The organism is Streptomyces swartbergensis, assembly GCF_002148965.1.
Classification (GTDB): Bacteria; Actinomycetota; Actinomycetes; order Streptomycetales; family Streptomycetaceae; genus Streptomyces; species Streptomyces swartbergensis.
The window spans coordinates 1-3063 of sequence record NZ_NGFN01000564.1; the positions used below are offsets into that span (position 1 = coordinate 1).

Annotated in this window: 3 protein-coding genes; 2 read left to right on the top strand and 1 reads right to left on the bottom strand. The window is 71.6% G+C overall.

What is annotated here, in order from left to right; translation table 11 throughout:
- On the bottom strand, positions 1 to 1235 hold a 1235-nt coding region (locus CA983_RS42070), incomplete at its 3' end, for a glycosyltransferase (protein WP_086605909.1).
- Positions 1236 to 1373: 138 nt separating this feature from the next.
- On the opposite strand from CA983_RS42070, the gene CA983_RS42075 reads away from it, so the two are divergent.
- Both CA983_RS42075 and CA983_RS42080 read left to right on the top strand, forming a co-directional pair.
- Positions 1374 to 1973, top strand: a complete 600-nt coding sequence (locus CA983_RS42075) for a YceI family protein (RefSeq protein ID WP_086605907.1) — start codon at positions 1374 to 1376, stop codon at positions 1971 to 1973.
- 218 nt (positions 1974 to 2191) lie between these two features.
- Positions 2192 to 2977, top strand: a complete 786-nt coding sequence (locus CA983_RS42080) for a S1 family peptidase (protein WP_086605908.1) — start codon at positions 2192 to 2194, stop codon at positions 2975 to 2977.
- Positions 2978 to 3063: the final 86 nt, after the last annotated feature.

Consider the following 3063-nt stretch of genomic DNA (forward strand, 5'->3'; position numbering starts at 1 on the left):
GGAAGGAGGTCGTCCGTCAGGACGCGGTCCCAGGTTGGGTGGGTGGCGCGGGCCGTGGTGATCGCGTGGTGGCGTACCGCCGAGAGCAGGCGGGGGCGGTCGAGGAGCGTGCCGAGGGCGTCCGCCCACTCCCCCGGGTCGTCGTGGCGCACGACGATGCCGTCCCGGCCCGGTGCGGTCAGCCACTGCGTGGTGCGCGCGCCCTCGGGCAGCACGACCGCCAGGCCGCTCGCCATCGCCTCGGCGACGACGTTGCCGCAGGTCTCCGTGCGGGAGGGGAACGCGAAGACGTCACAGCCGGCGTACACCCGGGCCAGCCGCTCCTGCGGGAGCGGGCCGAGGAGGCTGACGTCGGCGCCGAGGGTGTGCCGGACGGGCCCGGCCTCCGCGCCGGAGCCGGCCAGGACGAGGTGCACGGCCCGGCCGCGCTCACGCAGCAGCCGCACGCTCTCGGTCAGCAGCGGCAGGCCCTTGGTCGCGTCCAGCCGTCCCGCGAACAGCACCAGCGGACGGTCGGCCGGGATGCCGTACTCGCGACCGAGCCGGGTGCGGGCGCCGGGGTCGGGGCGGAAGCGCCGGTGGTCGATGCCGCGGCGCAGCAGGGCGACCCGGTGCGGTCCGAGGGCGCGGGCGAGTTCGGCCCGCTCGGCGGGGGTCGGCACCAGCACGCGTTCGCAGCAGTCGAGGAGCCGGTCCCGCCGTCGGCGCAACCGGCTCTCGGCCAGGTCCGCGAGGAACTCGCCCGGCGCCGGGTGGTCGCCGGGCAGCCACCGGCCGGCCAGGTAGCGGGCGTAGACCGAGGCCAGCAGCGGGACGTCGGTGTGCACGGAGGCGAGCAGCCGGGGCGCCGGGCCGGATCTGCGGGCGAGGCGGACGGCGGTGGTGGCGTAGGCGAAGCAGTGGGTGAGGTGCCAGACGTCGTGGCGCGGGAGCAGGGCCGCGAGCCGGGGGTGGTAGGGGGCGAGGTCGGTGACGTCCTCGGCGCCGTCGGCCGAGGTCAGGGCGGCCGTACCGAGCACGGGGCGGAGCGTGACGATGCGCACGCGCGGCGAGAGGACGTCGACCCGGTCGCGCTCGCCGAGGAAGTAGACGGTCAGGTCGAGGCCGGACCGGGCGCCGTCGGGCAGTCGTTCCGGGAGGCGGGCGGCGCTCTCCGCGAAACGCTCCCAGCACTTCACATGGCCGCCCGACGTGCTGCTCCGCAACAGCTCGACCAGGACCGCGACCGAGGTCATGATCACCGGGTACCACTCGCGCCGCGGGCCCAATCGTGACCCGCCCGCCAATGATGTTGAAAGTTGAACGGGAATAGGTCTACGGTGGGTCGTGTTACATAGTTCAACGTTCAACATTCACCGCAGGAGGCGTACCTCATGAGCATCTTCAGCCGCAAGGACACCGAGACCGTCACGACCGACGCCGTGCGCCCGGACCTGGCCGCCCTGACCGGCGACTACACGATCGACCCCGCGCACTCGACGCTCGGCTTCGTCGCCCGGCACGCCATGGTCACCAACGTCAAGGGCAGCTTCCAGGACTTCACGGGCACGCTCCACCTCGACGGCACCGACCCCTCCCTGTCCACGGCCTCCCTGGACGTCGTGATGGACAGCATCGAGACGGGCAACGCCGACCGCGACGGCCACCTCAAGAGCGCGGACTTCTTCAAGGCGGACGAGTTCCCGACCATGACGTTCCGCTCCACGAAGGCGGAGTCCCTCGGCGGCGACGACTACCGCATCACCGGCGACCTGACGATCCTCGGCACGACCCGCCCCCTGACCATCGACCTCGAGTTCAACGGCGCCGCGAAGGACCCCTTCGGCAACGAGCGCGTCGGCTTCGAGGGCAAGGCGGAGATCCTGCGCTCCGAGTGGGGCCTGACCTGGAACGCGGCCCTGGAGACCGGTGGCGTCCTGGTCTCCGACAAGATCAAGCTCAACTTCGACATCTCTGCGATCAGGAACGCGTGAGTCCGCGCGGCCGGCCCGGCGGCGTACCGCCGGGCCGGACTGGCCGAATCGCACCCCTTGTGGAAGGACCGGCGGCGTTCTCATAATCCAGCAGCACAATTTTGACCAGTCCATGCCAGCACATGGACGTTTCTTTTTGCCCTTGTTGCTGTCATGTGCCCGTCAATTGGATGCTTCGGTTGCACCTCCCCAGTCAACCCCCCACGGAAGGCATCACGTTGAAGAGACTTCTCACGGCCCTCAAGAGATGCGCGGCCCTCGGAGCCGCCGCGCTCGCGATCGCCAGCCTTCAGCCCGTCTCCGCCGCGCAGGCCGCCCCGTCGCCCGTCGTCGGTGGGACGCGGGCCGCGCAGGGCGAGTTCCCGTTCATGGTCCGGCTCTCCATGGGCTGCGGCGGCGCGCTCTACACCCAGCAGATCGTGCTCACGGCCGCGCACTGCGTGGGCAGCTCCGGCAACAACACCGGCATCACCGCCACCGCGGGGGTCGTCGACCTGCAGTCCACCAGTGGCCGCGTGCAGGTCCGCTCCACCAAGGTGCTGCGCGCCCCCGGCTACAACGGCACCGGCAAGGACTGGGCGCTCATCAAGCTCGCCCAGCCCATCAACCTGCCGACCCTGAAGATCGCCACCACCGCGCAGTACAACACCGGTGACTTCACCGTCGCCGGCTGGGGCGCGAACCGTGAGGGCGGCTCCCAGCAGCGCTACCTGCTGAAGGCGACCGTGCCGTTCGTCGGCGACGCCGCCTGCAAGGCCTACGGCGGCCAGTACAGCGGCCTCGTCGCGAACGAGGAGATCTGCGCCGGCTTCGACGCGGGCGGTGTCGACACCTGCCAGGGCGACTCCGGCGGCCCCATGTTCCGCAAGGACAACGCCGGCGCCTGGATCCAGGTCGGCATCGTCAGCTGGGGTGAGGGCTGCGCCCGGCCCGAGGCCCCCGGCGTCTACACGGAGGTCTCGACGTTCGCCTCCGCCATCGCCTCGGCGGCGTCGACACTCTGACCCGCCCCACAGCTTGCGGGCCCGGTGCCGTACGGTGCCGGGCCCTTCCCCCCGCCCTATCGCGCCTTCCGGCCGGACTCCAGCTT

Excerpts from the sequence above, each read along its gene's own strand:
- CA983_RS42075 (WP_086605907.1), top strand. The coding sequence starts at position 1,374 with ATGAGCATCTTCAGCCGCAAGGACACCGAGACCGTCACGACCGACGCC.